Source organism: Acinetobacter sp. C15, from assembly GCF_013420645.1.
GTDB classification, from domain to species: domain Bacteria; phylum Pseudomonadota; class Gammaproteobacteria; order Pseudomonadales; family Moraxellaceae; genus Acinetobacter; species Acinetobacter indicus.
In genome coordinates, this window is the sequence record NZ_VOXR01000040.1 from 1 (window position 1) to 20,616 (window position 20,616).

Annotated in this window: 19 protein-coding genes and 3 pseudogenes; 5 read left to right on the forward strand and 17 right to left on the reverse strand. The window is 41.4% G+C overall.

Going from position 1 to position 20,616, the window contains the following annotated elements; translation table 11 throughout:
- Positions 1–198 precede the first annotated feature (198 nt).
- The 8 genes from FTT63_RS12405 to FTT63_RS12440 form a co-directional block, all read right to left on the reverse strand.
- Positions 199–1,230: a DUF932 domain-containing protein gene (locus FTT63_RS12405; protein WP_180192371.1), complete on the reverse strand. Its 1,032-nt coding sequence runs from the start codon at positions 1,228–1,230 to the stop codon at positions 199–201.
- A gap of 20 nt (positions 1,231–1,250) precedes the next feature.
- Positions 1,251–1,529, reverse strand: coding sequence for a hypothetical protein (locus FTT63_RS12410; RefSeq protein ID WP_127801833.1), 279 nt, complete (start codon positions 1,527–1,529; stop codon positions 1,251–1,253).
- Positions 1,530–1,822: 293 nt separating this feature from the next.
- Complete coding sequence (locus tag FTT63_RS15925; RefSeq protein WP_163170403.1) at positions 1,823–1,981, reverse strand: transposase; 159 nt, start codon at positions 1,979–1,981, stop codon at positions 1,823–1,825.
- A 120-nt stretch (positions 1,982–2,101) separates the two neighbouring features.
- Positions 2,102–2,863 carry an energy transducer TonB gene (locus FTT63_RS12420; protein ID WP_218954013.1) on the reverse strand — a complete coding sequence of 254 codons (762 nt, stop codon included), beginning with the start codon at positions 2,861–2,863 and terminating at the stop codon, positions 2,102–2,104.
- Positions 2,860–3,306 (reverse strand): protein TolR, encoded by a 447-nt coding sequence (tolR, locus tag FTT63_RS12425; RefSeq protein WP_086208627.1) that lies wholly within the window; start codon positions 3,304–3,306, stop codon positions 2,860–2,862. The genes FTT63_RS12420 and tolR overlap by 4 nt, the downstream gene beginning before the upstream one ends.
- A gap of 12 nt (positions 3,307–3,318) precedes the next feature.
- On the reverse strand, positions 3,319–4,017 hold the full coding sequence (gene tolQ, locus FTT63_RS12430; protein WP_127800853.1) for a protein TolQ: 699 nt from the start codon (positions 4,015–4,017) through the stop codon (positions 3,319–3,321).
- A 94-nt stretch (positions 4,018–4,111) separates the two neighbouring features.
- Complete coding sequence (locus tag FTT63_RS12435) at positions 4,112–6,049, reverse strand: phytase (RefSeq protein WP_257233302.1); 1,938 nt, start codon at positions 6,047–6,049, stop codon at positions 4,112–4,114.
- Between the two features lie 118 nt (positions 6,050–6,167).
- The gene (locus FTT63_RS12440; protein WP_180192372.1) at positions 6,168–8,654 is read right to left on the reverse strand and encodes a TonB-dependent receptor; all 2,487 of its coding nucleotides are present in this window, start codon (positions 8,652–8,654) and stop codon (positions 6,168–6,170) included.
- A gap of 324 nt (positions 8,655–8,978) precedes the next feature.
- Here FTT63_RS12440 and FTT63_RS12445 point away from each other — a divergent pair, with 324 nt between their 5' ends.
- Together FTT63_RS12445 and FTT63_RS12450 are read left to right on the forward strand one after the other, a co-directional pair.
- Positions 8,979–9,905, forward strand: a complete 927-nt coding sequence (locus FTT63_RS12445) for a diguanylate cyclase domain-containing protein (protein ID WP_180192373.1) — start codon at positions 8,979–8,981, stop codon at positions 9,903–9,905.
- Positions 9,902–10,903: an AraC family transcriptional regulator ligand-binding domain-containing protein gene (locus FTT63_RS12450; RefSeq protein WP_005399817.1), complete on the forward strand. Its 1,002-nt coding sequence runs from the start codon at positions 9,902–9,904 to the stop codon at positions 10,901–10,903. Before FTT63_RS12445 ends, FTT63_RS12450 begins: the two co-directional genes overlap by 4 nt.
- 73 nt (positions 10,904–10,976) lie before the next feature.
- Here FTT63_RS12450 and FTT63_RS12455 read toward each other — a convergent pair whose 3' ends face one another.
- The 8 genes and pseudogenes from FTT63_RS12455 to FTT63_RS12475 all read right to left on the reverse strand — a co-directional run bounded on the left by FTT63_RS12455 (position 10,977) and on the right by FTT63_RS12475 (position 17,588).
- Positions 10,977–11,666: a hypothetical protein gene (locus FTT63_RS12455; protein WP_227554643.1), complete on the reverse strand. Its 690-nt coding sequence runs from the start codon at positions 11,664–11,666 to the stop codon at positions 10,977–10,979.
- Between the two features lie 35 nt (positions 11,667–11,701).
- A complete protein-coding gene (locus FTT63_RS12460) occupies positions 11,702–13,213 on the reverse strand; it encodes an alkaline phosphatase (RefSeq protein ID WP_180192375.1) in 1,512 nt (503 codons plus the stop codon).
- A gap of 14 nt (positions 13,214–13,227) precedes the next feature.
- On the reverse strand, positions 13,228–14,844 hold the full coding sequence (locus FTT63_RS12465) for an alkaline phosphatase (protein WP_180192376.1): 1,617 nt from the start codon (positions 14,842–14,844) through the stop codon (positions 13,228–13,230).
- A gap of 157 nt (positions 14,845–15,001) precedes the next feature.
- Positions 15,002–15,196, reverse strand: a pseudogene (locus FTT63_RS15790) (IS982 family transposase); the annotation flags it as partial.
- A 14-nt stretch (positions 15,197–15,210) separates the two neighbouring features.
- Positions 15,211–15,420, reverse strand: coding sequence for a hypothetical protein (locus tag FTT63_RS12470; RefSeq protein ID WP_131273881.1), 210 nt, complete (start codon positions 15,418–15,420; stop codon positions 15,211–15,213).
- Between the two features lie 467 nt (positions 15,421–15,887).
- A pseudogene (locus tag FTT63_RS15890) lies at positions 15,888–16,079 on the reverse strand (hypothetical protein); the annotation flags it as partial.
- A gap of 166 nt (positions 16,080–16,245) precedes the next feature.
- Positions 16,246–16,371 (reverse strand): annotated as a pseudogene (locus FTT63_RS15795) (integrase); the annotation flags it as partial.
- Between the two features lie 47 nt (positions 16,372–16,418).
- Positions 16,419–17,588 (reverse strand): hypothetical protein, encoded by a 1,170-nt coding sequence (locus tag FTT63_RS12475; RefSeq protein ID WP_227554642.1) that lies wholly within the window; start codon positions 17,586–17,588, stop codon positions 16,419–16,421.
- Between the two features lie 149 nt (positions 17,589–17,737).
- Here FTT63_RS12475 and FTT63_RS12480 point away from each other — a divergent pair, with 149 nt between their 5' ends.
- Entirely contained in the window at positions 17,738–18,034 is a 297-nt protein-coding gene (locus FTT63_RS12480; RefSeq protein WP_029574588.1) for a pyocin activator PrtN family protein, read from the forward strand.
- Here the strand turns inward: FTT63_RS12480 and xerC are convergent.
- The gene (gene xerC, locus FTT63_RS12485; protein WP_127800281.1) at positions 18,000–19,136 is read right to left on the reverse strand and encodes a tyrosine recombinase XerC; all 1,137 of its coding nucleotides are present in this window, start codon (positions 19,134–19,136) and stop codon (positions 18,000–18,002) included. The two genes, FTT63_RS12480 and xerC, sit on opposite strands and share 35 nt — an antisense overlap.
- 131 nt (positions 19,137–19,267) lie before the next feature.
- Between xerC and dusA the strand changes: the two genes are divergently transcribed.
- Positions 19,268–20,290: a tRNA dihydrouridine(20/20a) synthase DusA gene (gene dusA / locus FTT63_RS12490; protein WP_127800283.1), complete on the forward strand. Its 1,023-nt coding sequence runs from the start codon at positions 19,268–19,270 to the stop codon at positions 20,288–20,290.
- Positions 20,291–20,390: 100 nt separating this feature from the next.
- Positions 20,391–20,616, forward strand: a 226-nt coding sequence (locus tag FTT63_RS12495) for a transposase domain-containing protein (protein WP_171260918.1), incomplete at its 3' end; no start/stop codon positions are given.

The window sequence follows — 20,616 nt, forward strand, 5'->3', positions numbered from 1 at the left end:
GATAATCTTTTTCGGATTCAATCAATAATTGAACCGCTCTTTCTCTGATTTCAGGGGTATATTTTGGTTTTGTCATCGGGACATTCTCTCAAGAAAGTTGGTCTCCGACAAACCCGGTACGGTTCAGAGAGTTACGTGTGTGCTGTACTCAGCGATTGTTGAGACTTGCGGGGTTAAGGTTGGATGGATTACATGAGCTTAGGCTATCAAAGATAAAGCCTGTTCCAGTCCACGTTGCTTAAGACCTGCGCCTGCACCAAACCAAGCTGAATCAAGACGATGATCGGTACTCATGGCACGTCGTTCATGATCCACAAATTCCGTGATCGAACACAGTAATCCATAGGCTGTGTCTTTGGCGGATGACAGATCAGCCCCTCGTCCTTGCCCATTAAACATCTCTAAAGCTTTATTCATGGCACGACCATTCGGTTCAGGCTTTTTCTCTTGAGATTGCTGCGCGACATTACGATAGAACTGAATGATGTTTTCTTCAGGATCGGAAATTGACATGGTGCTGTTGTTGAATACGGCATCAAAATAAGCTTTGGCTTCTTGCTGACTCACCTTACGCTGTGTGAGTTGTTTCATTTCATACATGTGCTCATCCCAGGCACGCACTGAAATACCCAATTGCTGTTTCACTTTCTCTGCATCAAACTTGGTGGTGTGTGGAACTTTCACTACACCAGCACTACTACTTTGTCCACGTAGAGCAATGGCTAAAGTGTTGTTACAGACCACCCGGATACTGGTGAATTGTGCTGTCGTTGCCAACGTGCCATCACATGCAGTAGCCAGCAAGATATAACCATTACTGACATCCTTGCCTTTCAATGCTGTACTTTGACCTGTACGCGCCAAAGCCCAGAACTTCTTCCCACCTTTCAAAACCCCTGCGGTTTCTAACTCAAAGCCAGATTGCTCAGTCAGATCCCGGTAGAATTCCAGAATCTCATTAGGCTGAACTTCCTGATAACGCTGACTGACTACAGATAAAGGTGCATGGGTATCTGAGCGATATAACACTCGCTGCTCTTCAAAAGGCATGATGATGCTCTGACCACGCTCATTCTGTGCCATATAGCTGACGTTCGAGGATTCAATCCGCCAGTCCATTCCAGCTTGCTGTGCCCATACTTCCAGTGGTTGATTCGGACTCAGCTGATTACCCAGACCATGCCAAGGGGTTTCGCCCACATAGGCGATTTCTTCGATTTGATGTGCCATCGTTCTTATCTCCTAGGTTGTTAGCGGAAATTCTGCTGACATTGATTACAGTGATAGTAGGTCATAGTGATTGGCTTTTTAGGCTCATCAAACATGCTGCTAAATAGACCACCAATGACCGCACCTGCAAGCCCGCCAAGCAGTGGTGATACAGGCAAAGGTAAACCCTTTGAAATGGATGCACCGATGGTTGCGAACGAAGCTGATGCTGCTAGACCTGTAGAATCAGACCCACTCACCTGCTGATTAACCACTTGAATAACCTGATCCGAAAAACAATAAGGACAATTTAAACTCATAATATATACCTCTAGAAATGACAAAGGCTCACCGATTGGCAAGCCTTGCAAAGTATTTAAAACCTCGTTTTCATCTAGATAATGTATATCTGAGATTATTTTCAACTCATTGAAATGTACGCATCTTGGCTTTGCATTTCACACGCAGATGTTACGTATCTTTTTCAGGCCGTACTAAATAGCGCACAGCATTAACCATTTTTTCTACTTCACTAGAATTATTTCTGTAGATTCGACCAACACCTAAAATACCCAATTCCGTGTATTCTTGGATCTGCTCAGAATCATGACAGTTAAAAAAGTATCTTAACTTGCCTGTGATGAAATCGATTGTAAGCAGTTTGCAAAGGACAGAGCTCTTGAGGAATATCATGCCATGTCGCACCCGTACATAGCCTCCATAAGATAGCTTCTATGATATTTTTACTGTTTTTTTGAGCAGTAATAACCATGTAATCGTATAGTATATTGAATTTACTACTAAATATTATCGGCAAGAAGAGTACGGGCAATTGAAAAATATAGAAATGAAAAGAGCTTAAAAGAGAATTTATGGCACCCACGGAATAAGATTAACTTTCAATACGATATTGGAAGGTATTTTTAACATTCGACACACTGGTCGGTTTGCCATCGACGAGACGAGGCTGATATTTAAAAGTGAGAGCAGCCTGAATCGAAGGTCGTACAAACATCGGATGGCAGTCGCCTTGTGCCTTTGGATTTTCTACCCGTCCTTTTTCGTTCACGCTATACACCACCGTACAATCCCCCTCCAGCTTACGATCCAAAGCTTGTTCAGGATAAGCTGGTGCTATTTTTGTAACAGGTTGATAATTTTTAACATCAAATGATTCAGGATGAGTTTGTGCTTTAGGTTCTACTGATTTCTGGGTCTTCGTCTGAGTTGGTATATCCGCTTGAGACTGCGTATCTACTGTTTTCTGAGATTCCGCTACTGCCGTTTGCTTTTCCGTCACGACTTGCTGTGTCGGTTTAGCCGCTGTAGGTACAATTTTGTTGCTCTGTGACTCTACAAACTTCTTGGTGGTTTTCGGTTGGACTTCAGTAGGTTTCTCAAGCTGTTTCTTGACAGGCTCATGTAAGGGTTTTTCTTCGACTATCGGCTCGGGCTTTTTAGGTTCAGGTTGTTGTTTGGCTGGAGGGGGTATTTGCACAAATTGTAATTGAATGGTTTTCGGCTTGGGTTCCTCCAATGTTTCATGCATCTCAACCGTACATAACCATGCAATTAGCGCAATATGCAATCCAGCCGTGACCGAAAGTGCTAGGCCTTGATCACGAAACCTAATTTTGGAAACGGTTGTCATCATGATTGTGGTTCCTCTGTCACTAGCCCCAAGTTCGTTACCCCACTTTTTTGCAAGGATGCTATGGCCTGTGCAACCAGTTGATAATCAGCATCCTGATCGGCACGTACATAAAACTGTAAGCTTTTATCTTTTTGAATAATCGGAACGAGCTTTTGTTGCATAGTGGCTAAATCAATGGCCTGATCTGTAACTTTCTCGGTATTCACTTCTGATCCAATATTCCAGTAATACTGGCCATTGGCTTGAATAGATAAGGTTACAATACGCTGCTGTTGTGACGCGGGCATGACATTGGCATCCACTTTAGGCAAATCAATTTGAATGCCTTGCGTCAACATTGGTGCAGTCACCATAAAAATTACCAACAACACCAACATGACATCAATATAAGGAACCACATTCATTTCAGCATTGGGTTTTAATTTTTGAGGACGCTTAATCATGGTTCTTGCTCCTTAACGCGAAGTGCGCTCAGTGTGCCCCAACAAACGATAAATACGCGTTTGCAACTCATTGGCAAAACCGTAATAACGACTGGAAAGCTTGTCAGCACGTGCCGAAAAGCGGTTATACGCCACGACCGCAGGAATAGCGGCAAATAAACCAATAGCTGTCGCAATCAGCGCTTCTGCAATCCCTGGTGCAACTGTATTGAGGGTTGCCTGTTCAACGGCAGACAGTCCAATAAACGCATTCATAATACCCCAGACCGTTCCAAATAAGCCTATATACGGGCTGACTGAACCGACTGTTGCAAGAAAGGTCAGATTTTGCTGAAGCTTTTCTTCTTCTTCACTGATGCTGCTGAGCAAACGACGTTCTACCCCATCAATCACATCACTTGTAGTGAGTTGCTCATCTTTGATCAATTGATGGTATTCATCCACCCCATGTTGAAAAATGCTGACTACGCCTTTTTGTTGTTCAGGCTGTTGGTAATCTTGCTGTAAAAGATTGAGATCTTTTTGCTGTCTAAAATTCTTTAAAAAGCGGTTCCAAAGCTGCTCTTGTCCACGAAGTAACATACCGTGACGCACGATTAAATACCAACTTACCACTGAGGATAAAACTAAAATTAACATCACAGCTTTGACCAACACACTGGCATGGCTAATCAACATCCAAACCGACATTTGATCCATTGTTGCTTGCATAACGCACTCCAATTTTTTACTGCATGGTGCAGTACATGTATATTTTTAAAATGGGCTGTGACTCTTTGCCCCAGCCTATGTACTAAAGCGCTATTTAGTCCAAATGCAGGGCTTGAGCGATTTTTTCCCACGGCACATATTTAAAGTTCTGATTGGTTTCAGGCATCCGTTTACGTCCATCTTGCACCACCAACATGCCTTGCTTCCATTTGCCACCAAAATTTAGGGAACTCACATCTAGTCCATCTGTTTCAGACACAGCGTCAATGCCTTTGTCGATATTGATGCCTACACGAAATGCGCCACGAACCTTATAAGGTGCTGCGGCATCAAGCACCACAAAGCTGTCATTGCCTTGGCTTGAAACCACCAAATAACTTTGGTTTTTGCCGTGATAAAGTCCCATTCCCTCAATGTCATCATGCATCACCTCTCCTACGCCAATCACCCGCTGCATAGGAAGCTGAGATTTTGGGTTGAGATCTTTTACCCACACCGCGACATCTTCTTCACCCAAGAAAATACGCCCTGTGGCATCGTCTACGACACAGCCTTCAGGTTGGGTTTTCACTGAAAAACGTTGTACTTCTTCAGCCCGTAATTTTTGCTCTGCAGCCGTAATATGGTATTGAACAAAAGTCCCGTTTTTATCGTTGGGAATGGCATAGATTTCCCCTTGAGCATCGCGGTACATACAAATGCCATAAATATCATCCAATGTAGTTGCTAACTCGCCGAGCACAGAAACCTTGCCCGTTTTGGGTTGAATCGCAAAGAGATGCAGGCTGTTATGATCTCGGTTCGATGCCACAGCCAAATCGACCGTTTGATTGCCCCATTTAAAACCGTGGCGTACATCAACATTATTCAATCGCCCTACTGGCAAATACTGCACGGTTTTGCCCTGTAAATCGTTAACCTGTAAACCACCTTGTTTATCTGTCGCTAAAATACGGGACTGACTCGGCTGTGCAGCGTTATGCCAAATCGCAGGATCATCAGCCGCGTCACCTGTACTTGGCACACCCTCCGTCTGCACTTCTGCCGGAATGGTGATGATATTTTGAGCTTTGGTCTGGGTCTGAGTTTCCCATTCCACATCTGTCACTTTTACGGTTTTATCATCTAAAATTAGCAAGGATTTATCAGTTAAATTACCTTGAACACTCAAAGTCTCTGCTTCTTTCACCGTGTCTAATTGTAAGGATGGCAGTGCTTTCCATTGCTTATCTTGCTTTTGATAACGATAAAGCAAAGGTTTTTCTGCATCGAGTACGGCGACATGATCATCTACAATCGCAATTGCAGAGGGTGAACCTTGAATCGAACCAAAGGGTTGCACGAGATCCACCGCTTGACGCACCATGTCAGCTTCAGAATGAGCTGGATATGCCCAAACCCCAACATTCTCTTCATTAATGAACAGCTCTGCGGTGCTATCATTCACTTTGCATACACTGCTGGCAGGTGGAAAACTGAGACGACGTACCAACTGTGGTTGAACCAAAGCCTCCTCATGCTGAGCCACCAACCATTGTTCACCAAGCCCCTCTTCGCCTACTAAAAAAGCAAAACTCAGCCCTTGAGCATCGGTATATAAGCAAACATCTTCAGACTTAAATGAACGCTTTGGAATAAAGCTAGGTTTGTCCCATGCTTTATTTTTTAAGTTCATGCTCATCAGTTGAATTTGCTGTTGTTGCACATTTGACGCAGCAATCAATAAATGCTCCGAACCAATCCGATAATCAAAACGCCCAAACTGACCTTGAATTTGATGTAGTACATTTTGTTGATCATCTAAGATTTGTAGCCCTTTGTTTTTACTGCTCAACAGTGCGGCAACTTCAGGCCATGCACTCAAGCTTAACCATTGCACATCCTCAGTTTTTGCCCCATTCATGTCGACTTCACGTAATTGCAACTTCGCTGCCATAGGCTGATCTATTGGTATTTCAACCGAGCTTAACGACTGGCTATTTTGCGGAGCTTGGGGCACGTTGTGCTGACTGCATGCACTTAATAACAGCAAGCAACTGCTTAAAGCAGACAATTTAAAAGATGAAAATTTCATAGAGACACTCAAAATTGGGCAAGGAAACTCAGGTCTGCTTTTGCTGAGCAAACCTGAGAACTAAATTTAATTCGACTTAAAAATGGGTGTAGGTCAGTGCAAGTTTGCATGCTGGGCCATATTCTTCATATTGAGCGTTATAAGCCTTAGAGCCTGCATAGTTGTAATAAGTTTCATCGGTGATGTTTTGCACATCAAACGTCAATTGTAAGTTTTTAGATAAATTCACATGACTACTGAAATCAAGGAAGATTTGGTCATCGGTATAAATGTCTTTTTCTGGCGTGTCGATATCACCAAGTTCATACAGATAATTCGATTTATAATTTGCTGAAAGTCGCACACCAAAGCGCTCATTTTCCCAACCAATCATGGCATTGCCGACCACATCCGACTGGTTTGGTAAATGAATACGACGGCTCAGAAGTTCGCCATCTTTCATCGAATCAATATCTGCTTCTGACTTACTAAAGGTCGTATTAAAGCCCAGCAAGAAACCATTCCAAGGTGCTCCTAGATGGTCAAACTTTTGTGAGTAGGCAAACTCCATCCCGTACAGTTTTGCTTCATTACCATTTTTATAGGTAATAGCTTCATCAAAGTCAGCCCATTGCCCTGTTCCTGCAATATTGGTGTTATAAATAAAGTTATCGATATCTTTATAAAATGCGTAGAAGCCCACCATACTGGCTTTGCCAAAATATTTTTCTACGCCTAAGTCAAAGTTTGAGGACTCCAAAGGTTTGAGCATTGGGTTACCAAACTCAGCTTCATCACCATCGATATAAACACCTGGTGCACTTTGCGCAAAGTTTGGACGTACCACACTATTGGTCCAAGCGGCACGGAGGTAAGCGTTATCGGCCAATTGATAACGAAAATGTAAACTCGGCAACCAATGATCATAGTCATTTTCATGTTTAGTCGCAGTGATCACATCATCGTTGAACTCAAAACCACGTGCTTCAAAGTTGGTATTTTCATAACGTAAGCCTGCAATCACACGCAGTTGATCCAAATCAACGGTATTCATGACATAAGCCGCTTGTATGTCTTCATTCGACTTAAAGTCATTAATGATTGAACCGTCAGCAACCACATAATCATTTGGATTTAATCCACTGATTTTATCTTTAATAGCGTTTTTATTAATGGTTGGACCAAACTGACCCAGTTCATAATGGCTGTTTGAATTGAAATCTGAACTTGACGTACTGAGATCTTCATATTTCCATTCATCGGTATTGTTGGTTTTTTCACGTTGACTGATTTTTCCGCCGAACTTCAATGCAGCAGCATAATTCCCCAGCATATAGTCTTTCAAAAAGTCTAATTTACCGTTGTATTCTTTATCGGTGGTTTTAGATTTTTCCCACGACACCGAATCTAACTCATAGTTGGCCGCATCATAAAAATCTTGGTCTGCCGTAATTACAGGTTTTTGCGTACTATTAAATCCAACATTACTAAAATCACCTTGGTATTTTGCCCCCGAAATTCCCCCTGGATTTTCCTCCGATGCTTCGCTATAACCGAGCTGACCTTCCACCGTCCACGTGCCAAAACCTTGCTTACCACCGAGGACAAAAGACTGTATTTCTTGTGTTTCTTCACGGCTCTTCAGTGAACGAGTCACTTCTGCATCACCACGCTGGCCTGCAAGTTGTGGATCAGAAAATTCAGCCGCCACTTCCTGACGTGATTCAGTGTCTTTAAAGCGACTATATAAAGTTCTTAAATAGTATTCGCCTGTGTCATTCGGACGGTAATCAAAGTTTAAACCCGCACCAATACGCTCACGCTCGATGTCATATTGACGCATTGCGGTTTCTTCAAGTGCGTCACCATCCCAAGCCCCACCCGTTTCAACATTGTCCGAGCCAAATTTTCGGTTTTGATAACTCAGTGCCAGTGCCACCCCAAGGTTGTCTTGCCGCTCACCAACACTGAAACGATTACTGATAGCACCAGATGCTTTAGGGCTATATTTTTCCCGTTTTTCATCATAACCACCTTCAACCGTTCCCGTATAAAACAAACCGTCATGGTCAAAAGCCGATAAACTTTCAACCTGCACCGTACCACCTAATGAGTTGGCATCCATGTCTGGTGTCAGCGTTTTCACCACAGCCAAAGACTGCACCAGCTCTGAAGGTAAGACATCCAATGCCACGCCACGGCGATCGCTTTCAGGCGCGGGAACCAAAGTACCATTGATGGTTACTGCATTTAAGTCAGCGCCTAAACCACGAACCGAAACAAAACGTCCTTCGCCTTGGTCACGCTCTGTAGATACACCCGGTATCCGTTGCAAAGCTTCTGCGGCATTGTCATCGGGTAATTGTCCAATGCCATCGGCATGTACCACACTGCTGATTTGGTCGGCACGTTTTTGTTCTTTGAGTGCTTTATCCATACTTGCAGCTTGACCAATGACCTGTACATATTCCACCGTGTTATCTTCGGCATGTAGATGCGTCATGCTCAGCATTGACAGGACCAGTGTGCTGAGCTGAAAACCCGCACGCTTATGTTTCATGAAACGGCTCTGATTATTTTGCATTATGTTCTTCCCCTCAAGCCAAAGTGGCATGGTTTGAACGCACAATAGAAATTGAATGTGAACATGATGTGACAGTGCCTTTTACGATCTGCCCTTTTTATTTGTTTTTGGCCTTTTTCAGCAAAAAGTGAGCTAATTTGATCTGTATAGAGAAAATACTGAGCATACAGAATGATGCATATTCACCTCAAAGATAGGGTTTTTCAGCATTTTTATTCTCAAAAATCAAAAATACCCTGATCTATTTTGACCCTAGCCATTGCCATCAAACTGTCATCTAAATCTGTTTAGCTTGGGCGAAAATAAATCATTTCAAAAAATGCTATGCCTAAATACTTTGCTTACTACCGCTGGCCTTTATTATGTGTAGCGACTGCCTGTAGCTTATCCCTTTGGTTGTTTATCTTACTTGGGCAGAGCAAGTCATTTGCTGAATGGAACTGGGTCGATATTTTAGGTGAAGGGGGAGCAACTGTTTTTATTGGTATTTGGATTTTCTTTATTATTAAAAGCCGTCCTTTGGGCCGTGTAACCAACTATATCTTTTATGGACTGTGTTTTATTTTTTTCCACATGTGGATGGACAGCTTAGATGAGTTTATTCGCCTGCCTAAAGAAATCATGTGGGATGCATGGCTTGAGTCCATTCCTTTTCCAATTGGACTGTATCTATTTACCATCGGGATTTATTTTTGGCATCAAGAAGAACAGGCAATTTCTAAACACATGCAAAAACGAGAACGTATTTATCGGGATCATCGCTTATTCGATGCACTCACCCCTTTGGCCGATGCTCATTATTTTAAAACACAGCTCAAAGCCGCAATCGAGCAAAACTTGCATGAACCCAGCGACATGTCCGTCATACTGCTAGATATGCATAATTTTAATCAGATTAATCAAACACATGGCTTTGATGAAGGCACATCTATTTTACAGCATGTTTCACAATTGATTAGCTTAAACTTACGACCACAAGACCTGCTCTGCCGCTTCGCAGGAGATCGTTTTATTATGTTGTTACCAGAGACTAAGCTACAACAGGCTGAAAAAATGGCTGCTCAACTTGAACGCATGCTTATGGTCAGTGCTTATTATCAACGTGATCTTTCCGTGCACATTCCTCTAAAAGCACTCACGACCTGCTGCGCTGTCGGACAATACCAAACTGCCCAACAACTCTTGAGTGCCTTAAATCAGCAATTGCTCCAAGTGAAGCAGTCCTACTCACCGAAGCGAGTCATGGTATGAGCTTTGAATGCGACTACAGCTACATTCCTGCGCATCATCAATTGTCTATTTTAATTGATTTGGCAGCGAGTCATGAAGTCGAACATCACGTCCTGCTCAGTGGCAGCAGTATTTTCTTAGAAGATATCTTTTCGGGGCAAAAACTAATTAGTCAACAACAGTTACAACAGGTTTTAAAAAATGCTGAACAGTGTTTTCGCAATCAGGACATCAGTTTTTTATTTGGTCAACGCAGCCTAACCACCCCCTTTAATGACGCAATTAAATCTATGCTTTATGCATCGACCTTCGATGAGGCACTTAGCCGTTATTTAACATTTTCCGCGTCCGTTTCACCATGGTTATGCCCTCGACTCATGTACAGTCAAAGCCATATTCATATTTATTGGTTAGATGAAAACAAGCTTGAAAATCGCTTTTTAATCGAAAGCGCAATGAGTGCAGTACAAGCGTTTAGCCGTCAACTGTACCAAGCCAAATTAGCGTGGAAATTCGAGTTTAATTTTTCTGAACCGGATTATATTGAACAATATTGGACACATTTAGGCAGTGCTTTAGAGTTTAATCGCCCGATCAACATGATGAGCCTACCTCGCGATTTGATTTATGAAAAACTTCCCAATGCCTCTTCGACCTTAGCTTCAATCAGTTATCAATATGCGCTGAAAGAAATGACAGCTCAAAATATTCAACAGAGTTTTTTGCTCAGTTTGCACCAATATTTAATGCAGAATATTCAAAATAATATTCAACTTGAACAAACCGCTGACTATTTTCAAATGAGTTCTGCCACCTTAAAACGTAAACTGAAAAAGCATCAGACCCATTTTCAGGCGCAACTCGATCAAAGTCGTTTGCATACTGCCATCATTTTATATCGTGTACATGGTTTTAAAACTGAACAGATTTCTCAGTATTTACAAATTAACGATGCCACTAATTTTCGACGTGCGTTTAAGCGGTGGAGTGGTTTAACCGTACAAGCGGCACAGTCCTAAGCGCTTATTTTTCCCAAAAAAATCACGGGTATTTCTATTGTAACGTCGAAATTAAAAGTCAAAAACTCATCGGCTAATCACTAAAGTCTGCATAGTCACGTTCGCTGTATTTTTCTGTTTGTGTCCAAGGTGTAGCAACATGTTGGCCAATTTTGCGCACGGTAAAGGTTTTGGCATAGCCTGAGGTCGGTTTGAGCAATTCATATTTTTGAACCAGTTGATCCTGTTCACTCCATATAATATTCAACGTTTGCCCAGCACTGCGTATTTGATAATGCGCTAACTTCGGATCACGTTGAATCAATTGTGCTCGCTTTAAAATGTCAGGATGAATCAAACTATATTCACAGCGCCAACAGTTTTTCATCCCTAGCATTTCTTGATCGACATCCTGCAATTGCACCCGCATTTTTTCATCTGGCAAAATATAAAAACGCTGAAACGGACTTTCTACGTTTGCTTGCCCGACTACATCTTTGCGCTGCATCCACTGAATTGCACTGTCAAAACTCACATGCTCATGGGTGTCTGTTTTGGCAGACACATGAGTGTTGCTATGTGTCTGGGCTTCGTCAGCATGCGTTTGTGTGTTTAAACGTTCAATCCAAATATTTTGCTCATCTCGAATTATTTTCTCACTGTATTTTTGAATGGTCGTGACCCCATTGGCATTCAACCGTTCAATCTGATAATCAATACGATATTCATCGGCCGACCATACCCATGGACTGAGCAAACTGAAAGACAATGCTAAGAATTTCATTTTGAATTTGAACGGCCGTATAAATCTTTTATCCATTAGAATCCAAACGCCTTTTTCAATTGCTCAAATACCCATGTATTTTCTTGTGTGCCTTTGAATAGATTTGAATTCTTTCCTTCAGCAAACAGCATCACATCTCCGCCGCCATGTGTTTCGCTTTTCGTCAATTGTACCCCGACTTCTTGTTTATAGTCGTCAGCAAAGGCTTGCTCGTTGCTAATACTGTCACGAATATCTAAACGTTTACCCGTACCATTTCCAAAAACAAGCGTCGTTCCTGTTGCCCCATTTACATCGCGGTATGGATTATGTACTTGGCCATCAGCCAGCACTTTGCTGTAAGCATTTTGCTCTTTTGCAATATTATAATCATAGCTCAGCCCCAGAATACCTGGATTAGTTTCCGTCGTTTGACCCGTTCGTGCGGCATAACCATTAAAGGTCATCACATGGTCATGGTCTGCCGTCACTACAATCAAGGTATTGCTCAAATCCACTTTATCCAGTGCAGTTTGAATTGCATCATTAAATGCCTTGGTTTCCTGCAATGCCCGTTTGGCATTATTGGCATGTAGCGCATGGTCAATACGCCCACCCTCAACCATCAAGAAATAGCCTTGTCCATGACTCTGTGCTTGCAGTGCATCAATCGCTTTACTGGTCATCGCCGCCAGACTCGGTTCAGTCTCTATATTCTTCTTGAGTCGGTCCAAATCAAAATTTAAATGCGACTGTGTGGAGAATACACCGAAAATTTTCTGAGTATTGACCGTCTGTGCCAAATCACTTTGGCTTAAAACGGTTTGATAACCCTGCTGTTTAAACTCTGCCAATAAATCACGACCATCCAAGCGCCCTTTGGGGTTAGAGACTGCATCATAAGGCGTCCAATGATTTAAGCCGCCTCCCATAAGGACATTAATGCCATCCAATAAGTTTGGATTATAAGCTTTACCTTTTGGAACAGCTTGAAGCGCGATATCGTATTGCGCATCACGGTGACAGATATGTGCATAGGTTGCCGCAGGTGTGGCATGGGTGAGTTCGGTCGTCGTCACTACGCCAACCGCTTTACCCTGCTTTTTTGCCAGTTCTAAAATACTTAACGCAGGCATCCCTGCGACCATACTACTGCCCTGTTCTGGACAACGGTTGATGGCTTTCGCTAAGCTTTTGCTATTCGGCAATTTTCCTTCTTCAGGTTCGACCGCAACCGTTCCTGTTGTCATGGCAATCACTTCATTTTTATTTTTCTGCCCAGTCATATAGGCCCCCATAGAGGGAGCGCTATCTGTGGTTTGACCATCCTCAGAATAGGTTTTAATCCGTGCTGCGTGCTTCATGCGGTCCATGGCCAGTTTGCCATTTTCCCCCACAGCATAAATACGACTTGCCGTCACTGTGGTTGGTCCCATGCCATCGCCTAAAAAGAATATAACGCTTTTCGTCGGTGTAACTGTGGTGTCCGCAGCATACAAAGCACTTGAAGAAATCGACGCTGTAAGCAGAAGCATCATGTATGGGATGGTTTTTAAAGTAGGTTTCATGTGATATCCCTCTGCTATAAGCCTGTGATCTTACGAATGAGGTGATTGACCTCAATATTTTCAAGGCTACCTGAGAACTGATCGGCTCCCTGACCAATCGCACCTAAAAACACATCTGCACCGCCATGCGTTTCTTTATCTTTATAGCCCGTTTGAATCACAGCTTCTTGTTGGAAATCATCCGCAGCAGTGCCTGTACACCAACCCGTTTCAGCCAAAGGATAGGTGAAACTATATTTTTCACCTTGTGGTGCCTTTGGCCCTTGTACAGGATGACAGACATCAGTGTCTTTTAAGTTCAGTACCAAGTCATCCATACGGTTTTGAGTGGGGCGTTTTTTGCCCGTACCAAAACCGATAATCGGATAAGGTTGACCATGAATATCTTGAGCAAAGCCCGCTTGATCATAGTTTTTTACCAATCCAAGCACACTGGTTTCCTTACCTTCGACGTATTTTCCTGTACGCTTGGCATAACCATTTAAAACCAAGGTGTGATCATGGTCGGCTGTAATTACAATCAGTGTATTTTTAAGTTCAGGATCACTTTGTTTAAGCTTTTGAATGGTTGCTTCTAAAGCATCATTTAAGGCAATCGTGTCTTGTAAAGCACGTTTGGCATTGGTGTCATGCAGCGCATGATCTATACGCCCGCCCTCCACCATCAGGAAAAAACCTTTTTTATTTTGCGTCAGGATGTCTAAAGCAGACAGCGTCATTTGCTTGAGACTCGGCTCTGCCAAGTTTTTCTTGGTGCGATCCAAGTCGTAATTTAAATGGCTGTGATTAAATAAACCCAATAATTTTTCATTTTTCGCCAGTTGCACTTGGGACAGTTGGTTTTCATCAAAAACCACGCGGTAGCCTGCCTTTTGCATCTCGGTAATTAGATTGCGCCCATCAGTACGTTCTCCACCTGCATCTTTAGGCAAAAATTGACGCTTACCTCCACCTAAAACCACATCGACTCCATCTTTGAGTTTGAGGTTATAGCGTTGATAATCATCGCCTTTTGAGCTCGGGACCAACTGTGATGCAATGTCATTTTCAGCATCACGGTGGCATATATGCGCATAAGTCGATGCTGGTGTGGCATGCGTGATCCGCGTTGTGGTCACAACCCCTGTCCCCCAGCCCTTTGCTTTGGCTAATTCAAGTAAAGTCTGTGTGTTTTGCTTATTTTTGTTTTGTGGGTTACTAGCGCACTGGTTATTCCCTACTGAGTCAGGTTCAACCGCAATCGTCCCTGTCTGCATCGAGATCACCTCGTTTTTCATCTTCACACCGGTCATGTACGCGCCCATCGAAGGTGCGCTGTCCGTGACTTGCGCATCTTCAGAAAAGGTACGAACAAAAGCAGACTCAGGCAGCCGATCAATCGCCAACTGACCATCTTCACCAACAGCATAAATACGTGAAGCGGTAAGCGTGGTGATGCCCATACCATCACCCAAAAAAAAGACCACACGTTTCGGTTGTTGGACTTTTTCTTGTTGGAGCTGTTGCTCTGTATTGGCTTGTTGATTTCGCGTTATCGTAGTAGTTTGACAAGCGGTAAGCAATAAAGCGCTGAAACTTATACATACCACGCTGATTGTTTTTAATTGGAATTTTTCAAGAGAACCGAGCATGGCATCAACCCATCTAAAGATGGCTGAACCATACGCCGCAGATATTTAAATAAGATGACATTTAACTACTTTTTCATTTACTTGCTAAAAATAACCCGAAACCTATTTAAGCCAAGGATTCCATTACTCGAATGTTTAGCTTATTTTGATAACATCATTAGTAAGCATATAAAGATGCATAAATTCCAGCTAAGTACACTTCAATGCTTCTCGCTTTACGGAGGACTAAATTATATTACCCTTTTAATGAGCTGAATAAAGTCTCTATTTTATTACGATGCTTTAAATGATATTCATCATATATGGAGATTAAAACAGATTTCATATTCTTTCTGTTATATGCAATTAAATCAGTGCTTTATAATTTTATCTGCTTGGATGATAATCCTCCCATAAATAACTCAGCGGACGCTTACGATCCAGCGTACTGCGACGATAACCATAGATGCCATAACTGGCCTCATAAGAAGAATGGATGAGCTGTAATAACCGCTTATCTTCAATCGTCCTGCCTGATTCGGGTTCATGCAACCAGGCATAGTAACCAGCACGAGCGATCTTAAGGACCCGACACATCGTTTTAATCTTAAATTGATGGCTGTATTCCAGGATAAACTGATACTTCACTCGGGCAGGCTTGCAAAGCGGCGTGAAAGCAGTGCTTTCACTTTAAGATATCCCGTCCCTCTTCAGTCTGTTTAAGCTGACTTTTAAGACGTAGGATTTCTTTCTTTGCTTCGCGTAGTTCATGTTCATCAGAGTTGTTACGTAAATGCTGTACCGCCTTTAGCCATTTATAAATGCTGTGCTGTGATACACCTAAACGCTATGCTACATCAGTGACAGAATATCCACGTTCATTAATCAATTTAACAACTTCATCTTTAAATTCTGGAGTATATCGTTGCCCACTCACAATATTCTCTCCTATGCAAAAAGAATAGACTAAATTTGTCTAGGAGAGTAGTGACAGTCCATATCTAACTAAAAGGTATCTATAAAATCGGTGGCTATTTACCTGCTGTATCTGAGATTATTTTCATTTAGCGCCTATCATACTGCGCTCTTAACTGACCTTTACCAAATACTCTTCGCCCTCTTGGCTTAACGCGTAAGTATTGAGGAGTACGTTTATGATGATCAGCAATATATTCCATTGCTCTAATAAAATTTGCCACTTGAGTTGAATCGCGACGATGAATCACACCGATCCCTAGCTCATCTTTACTTCGAAGTGGCTTTGTTGCACAAAGATTTCATAACTATATGATTTAAAAAGTTTTGATTATTTTTTGATCCAAAGTTAAATTTATTTAAATCAGATACTTACATATTTATACAACAAAGCCTCGGTAGTGTAAAAATGACCCCCTAACGGCATTTAAAAACTGACCCCCTTGGTTAATATTGCGCTCGGTTATATGCCGAGCGAATTCTGTTCTGTGACACATGAGCAAGCTGCCGTTCAATGGGATCGGGATTAAACAAATTTAATTCGTTCACAACTGGACTGAATAGCGCTCTCAAACAGTGTTTGTTCATTCAACCTGTATAAATAAGCATGCTCTAATATTTTAAAGTTTAGCCTTAGCTGCTTGTAACTGCTTCTTGAAGAATGCATTAGAATTCGGATTATAGTAAAAATCATGAATAAAAACTCTTTCGTTCATTCCATACATTTTTTCTTCCACCAAGCACTCTATAGTTATACGTATAAGCCTGTAAATTTCATAGACACGATCATAGCAGTCAAATATAGTTTTTTCAGACACAGAGAAACCAAATTCAGCTAATTTTTTTCTTGCGAGCTTGGCACATGAGATATCCGAGTCCACAACATATTGAGGGGACTCTTTGAACAATGGTTTATCGAGATTATTACCTTTCTTAAGTATCAAATCCCATGCACCGATTAAGGCAATCCAATTAGCCGAACTATCTGAAAAAATGGGATTATGTCCTAATCGCTCTTCAATATTTATTAGGAACTTCTTCAGATCATTCTTAGTCTTTAGCTTATAAAATCCATCATATTCAATCCCCTTTAATGACTTGGCCTTACCCCTAGCCTTAATGGCAGCTGCTACTTTTTCATAATCTTCCAAATCATTTAAGTTAACAATCTGATCTTCGGAATAATACTCTGCAATTAAGTTATTTTTAAAAACTTCAAACTCTAGAAATAACATCGCCCTATAGAAAAGTTTATTTAAAAAACTCTCATTGATGACTTTATTCTTTTTTTGATATTTAGCTAGTGTTAAAAAATTAAAATCTAGAAATTTACTAAGCACCCCTATACTTATATTATCGTACTCAAAATATAGAACTTGACTAACAATTTTAAAAGCAGCAGCACCAGTAATTAACTGAATTGGATTTTGTATTAATATTTCATTTAAATCTTGCTTATAATGATCAATTTTAAAACCCACCGACTCTATTTGTTGAATTAGGTAGGCACGATATTTTTCTTGCATTTGAAAATAGATATCATTTTCAATTAATTCACCCTTTCCAAAAGCTAACTCAAAATCTACTCCTATCAATAACAAATGCTTGTAATGCTCCCTTATCAACATGCCCTCAGACCTACGATAAGCCAATGAATCAATAGTAGCTAATAACTTACTATATATACTTAACTTCTCTGTTGAGAAGCTCTGCATGGCTGCAACATCATGAAAATATAAATAATCTAATAGTCTGACTGCGCTGTTTTGAAAATCGTTAAGTTTTGGCATAAATGTGTATTCTTAAAAAAGTTCCCCTTATTTCAGAATTATTACCCATTTCATCTTATTTACAATTATTTCAGTTGATTTAGTTACCTAGACCTTAGCTCTATGTACTAAGAATTCGAAAAATTAACATTCTTTTAAAAGGTTCCCAAATGAGTACAGTAAAAATGAATTTATCAGACTATTTATTCATGCAATTTAAAACCATGACTCCCACTCTTGAACAAGTGGCAGCCATGTATTACCCCCATCTAAGTAAAGCAAAAATATTAGAAAAAGCGAGAAAAAAGGAATTTCCATTTATTTGCTACAAGATAGATGAAAGTCAAAAATCACCATACTTAGTTGATATTTTTGACTTAGCTTTTGTTTTAGACAAACGTTACAACGAACAAGCTAAAGAGTATGAAATTTTTACGAAGTCAGCTCTAACGAATTCTCAAAATTAAGGGTCTGTTTTCTTCGTTTAACCGATACATACCTTTCCAAACTCCCCCATGAATCGTGCAAACTAATTTGCTGTATCTGGGGGATAGTGAAACCTTGCTCAGCTAAACGGGTACACCCTTCATGTCTCAAATCATGGAATTTTAAATCATCTATTCCAAGCAACTTACAAGCTTTTCTAAATTCACCACCTATTGTTTTTGGACTAAGAGGTATCAGATATTCATCGCCATAGCCTCTTTTCAACATTCTAGCTCTAACTTCCTGCTCCGATAAAAGCTCAATAATTTTTTTACACTGAGGTAATACATTAAACTCCTTATGATTCCCTTTAGAGCCCGTTGGGTTTTTCAAATCACGTATTTTCCATGAGTTGTTATGCCTGTCAAAATCTATTAATTTCATTCGAGTGATTTCCGCTTCACGTCTACATGAGTAGATCGCAAACCAGATAATTAAATGCATTGGATAGCTATAGTTCAGATTACGCCATTTTTGTACAAAATATTTTGTAAGTGCCATCAGCTCATCATTGGTCGGGAGCCTATCTCTTTTCTGACTTGAAGAAATTTGGCGTGTTTTTCGTAATTGCGCTGTCGCTTTGTCAAAGGCATTTAGATCAATATCTATATCCCACATCACCGCTGCATGAGATAGCACCCCTCTAATATGTAACAACTCATGCTGGAGTGTACTAGATGCAACAGGGTCAAGTCCTAGATCTTCAATGCCCTTTTTGCGTAGGGCCACGTGTTCAGCAATATGAGTCGATTTAATTTTTGTGATAACATGCCGCGCGATTGGAAACTTCTGAATAAGTTTGAGTGAATATGTTTTAGTTCGTCCATACTCAGCTCCCACTTCCGCCAAATATTTCGAAATAGCGTTAGAAAGAGTTAGATCTATTACATCTTCTTGACCAAACAAAATTTCAGGATTTTCTTCTATTTCAGCTTCCCTTTTTGCTAACCAAATTGCTGCAACTTTCTTCGATCCAAATGTTTTACTTTCTTTATATATTGGTAAATCTTTTCGATTGATTCGAATTTCAGCACGATAGCGTATTGATCCATTGACTAACTTACGCTGCGTGATTGTACCCATTTTTACGCCTTATGATATTTTTACTTATTATGGCGTATTTATGGCGTAAATCAAATTTTAAAAAGAGCAAAAAAAGATGAAATAGATGCAAATAAATTTAATACAACACTGATTCAATAGGTTGATTTTCAATGAGTATTTTATCAAAACCAAGCAACACACAGAATCCTCGAATCAGTGTTGCACCGATGATGGACTGGACCACCCGGGATTATCGTTTCTTTGCGCGTCTGTTTAATCCAAACGTGATTTTATACACAGAAATGGTCACCACCGGCGCCATTATTCATGGCGATGCCAAACGCCATCTGGAGTTTAATCAGGAAGAACATCCAATTGTGCTGCAACTCGGCGGCTCCAATCCTCAAGATCTGGCCACCTGTAGCAAAATGGCGCAAGACTGGGGCTATGATGAAGTTAACCTGAATGTCGGCTGCCCAAGCGACCGCGTGCAGAACAATAAAATTGGCGCCTGCCTGATGGCCGAGCCTGATCTGGTGGCAGAATGTATCGCAGCAATGCGCCATGCGGTGGATATTCCGGTCACGGTTAAACACCGGATCGGGATTGATGACATGCATTCGTATGAAGAAATGCTGCATTTTGTCGATACCGTTGCCAAAACCGGCTGCAATAATTTTATCGTGCATGCCCGGATTGCACTGTTACAAGGCCTATCACCCAAAGAAAACCGTGAAGTGCCGCCTTTACGCTATGAAGATGTTTACCGTTTAAAGCAGGATCGCCCGGAGCTGATCATTGAAATTAACGGCGGCATTAAAACCCTGGCAGAAACACAGGCACATTTACAGCATGTCGATGGGGTGATGATTGGCCGCGAAGCCTATCACAATCCGTATTTACTGGCCGAGCTGGGACATTTCTGGAATCTGCCCCTCCCGGACCGTTTCGAGATTATGCAGCAGATGATGCCATATATCGCACAGCGCGTGGCTGAAGGTGCACCGCTGTCGATTATCACCCGTCATATTCTGGGCCTGTTCCAGAACTTGCCAGGCGCACGCAAATGGCGTCAGGCGCTAAGTGGTGGTAATGCCAAAACCTTAAAAGATGTAGAAGTGGCTATTCAGAATATTCAGGCCGCGATGCAGCGTACTGAAAACTATCTGCAGGAACACGCTGTTCAGCCTTAAAAGATCAACAAAAAGCCTTCTTCGGAATAATGCCAGTCAGTTAAGCAAATATTAGAAAAATGTAGTAAAAATGAGTGTATGTAAATACGCTCATTTTTTTATGTCTTTATCTGAACATTTAGAATCCACTCTTGAACATGCTCTCCCATCACTTAGCCATTTTTGTGAACTTATTGACTTAAATTGGATTGAAACATCTCTGCATCAAACAGGTAAGGCATCGATCAGAAGGAGAAAATTACCTGCTGAGCACGTGGTTTGGCTTGTTCTTGGGCTTGCCTTGTTTCGCAATCAACCCATCAGCTATGTGGTAGAACAATTAAAAC

What these genes read in the sequence shown, in the direction of transcription:
- xerC (WP_127800281.1), bottom strand. Translation starts at nt 19,136, where the DNA reads ATGGGTACAATCACGCAGCGTAAGTTAGTCAATGGATCAATACGCTAT.
- FTT63_RS12475 (WP_227554642.1), bottom strand. Translation starts at nt 17,588, where the DNA reads ATGCCAAAACTTAACGATTTTCAAAACAGCGCAGTCAGACTATTAGAT.
- tolQ (WP_127800853.1), bottom strand. Translation starts at nt 4,017, where the DNA reads ATGCAAGCAACAATGGATCAAATGTCGGTTTGGATGTTGATTAGCCAT.
- FTT63_RS12445 (WP_180192373.1), top strand. Translation starts at nt 8,979, where the DNA reads ATGCCTAAATACTTTGCTTACTACCGCTGGCCTTTATTATGTGTAGCG.
- dusA (WP_127800283.1), top strand. Translation starts at nt 19,268, where the DNA reads ATGAGTATTTTATCAAAACCAAGCAACACACAGAATCCTCGAATCAGT.
- FTT63_RS15925 (WP_163170403.1), bottom strand. Translation starts at nt 1,981, where the DNA reads ATGGTTATTACTGCTCAAAAAAACAGTAAAAATATCATAGAAGCTATC.
- FTT63_RS12440 (WP_180192372.1), bottom strand. Translation starts at nt 8,654, where the DNA reads ATGCAAAATAATCAGAGCCGTTTCATGAAACATAAGCGTGCGGGTTTT.
- FTT63_RS12450 (WP_005399817.1), top strand. Translation starts at nt 9,902, where the DNA reads ATGAGCTTTGAATGCGACTACAGCTACATTCCTGCGCATCATCAATTG.
- FTT63_RS12405 (WP_180192371.1), bottom strand. Translation starts at nt 1,230, where the DNA reads ATGGCACATCAAATCGAAGAAATCGCCTATGTGGGCGAAACCCCTTGG.
- tolR (WP_086208627.1), bottom strand. Translation starts at nt 3,306, where the DNA reads ATGATTAAGCGTCCTCAAAAATTAAAACCCAATGCTGAAATGAATGTG.
- FTT63_RS12480 (WP_029574588.1), top strand. Translation starts at nt 17,738, where the DNA reads ATGAGTACAGTAAAAATGAATTTATCAGACTATTTATTCATGCAATTT.
- FTT63_RS12420 (WP_218954013.1), bottom strand. Translation starts at nt 2,863, where the DNA reads ATGATGACAACCGTTTCCAAAATTAGGTTTCGTGATCAAGGCCTAGCA.
- FTT63_RS12455 (WP_227554643.1), bottom strand. Translation starts at nt 11,666, where the DNA reads ATGAAATTCTTAGCATTGTCTTTCAGTTTGCTCAGTCCATGGGTATGG.
- FTT63_RS12460 (WP_180192375.1), bottom strand. Translation starts at nt 13,213, where the DNA reads ATGAAACCTACTTTAAAAACCATCCCATACATGATGCTTCTGCTTACA.
- FTT63_RS12465 (WP_180192376.1), bottom strand. Translation starts at nt 14,844, where the DNA reads ATGCTCGGTTCTCTTGAAAAATTCCAATTAAAAACAATCAGCGTGGTA.
- FTT63_RS12470 (WP_131273881.1), bottom strand. Translation starts at nt 15,420, where the DNA reads ATGTGTCGGGTCCTTAAGATCGCTCGTGCTGGTTACTATGCCTGGTTG.
- FTT63_RS12410 (WP_127801833.1), bottom strand. Translation starts at nt 1,529, where the DNA reads ATGAGTTTAAATTGTCCTTATTGTTTTTCGGATCAGGTTATTCAAGTG.